Origin of the sequence: uncultured Pseudoteredinibacter sp. (genome assembly GCF_947502065.1) — a bacterium.
GTDB lineage: Bacteria > Pseudomonadota > Gammaproteobacteria > Pseudomonadales > Cellvibrionaceae > Pseudoteredinibacter.
The window spans coordinates 1-905 of sequence record NZ_CANMYE010000026.1 but is presented as its reverse complement, the minus strand read 5'-3'; the positions used below and the strand labels follow the sequence as shown (position 1 = coordinate 905).

Genomic DNA, 905 nt, shown 5'->3' with positions numbered 1-905 from the left:
AACGGCACGTTGGATATTTTAATTACCGATACGGCACCAGTTGCGAATGCTGATACAGATGCAACCGATGCTGTTACTAATGCGACGGGTAATGTTCGCACCGATGTTGGCGGCGCCGATGTAGATGGTGCAGACGCTGCTGCGATTACCGGTGTAGTTGCTGGTACGCAAACCGGCGATATCTCCGGCGGCGTTAACACTTCAATTGCAGGTTCGCTCGGCTCGCTAACCCTTCAAGCTGATGGTTCTTACACTTACGCTCCAGGTGTTGGTGCGGCCGCACTAGCAGAAGGTGCAACAGCGACAGACACGTTCAGTTATACCTTAAAAGATTCAGACGGAAGTTTTTCTACCACTACCGTAACGATTACTGTTACTGGCACAAGTGATGGTGCACCTACTGTCACCATTGATGACAATAATGCTGGTGCAACTGGCGATGAAAGTGTCGTTGAAGATGGGAATGTTTCGGGCAACAGCTTCACCATTAGTACGCCTGATGGTTTGGGTTCCCTAAGCATTGCCGGTCAAAATATTACAGCGGCCGCGCTGAACAACGCTTCAACTAGTAACATCACCGTTAATACGCCAGAAGGTGTACTAACCATTACCGATTACAACTCGGCGACAGGTGAGGTCACCTACAACTACGATCCAAGTGGCACGGCCAAAGATCACAGCGGCGGGGAGGTGGTTGATAGCTTAGCTGTCGTCGTAACCGATAGCGATGGCACCACTGCTAACGGTACTTTAGATATACTAATTACCGATACAGCGCCCGTTGCCAATGCGGATACGGATTCAACCGATGCAGACAATAACGCAACGGGTAATGTCCGCACCGATGCTAGCGGTGCTGATGTAGATGGCGCTGATGCGGCCGCCATTACCGGTGTAGTTGCGGG

General features: G+C 51.0%; 1 protein-coding gene. It reads left to right on the top strand.

The window, feature by feature from the left end; genetic code table 11:
- On the top strand, positions 1 to 905 hold a 905-nt coding region (locus Q1A41_RS20195; protein WP_299982952.1), incomplete at both ends, for a VCBS domain-containing protein.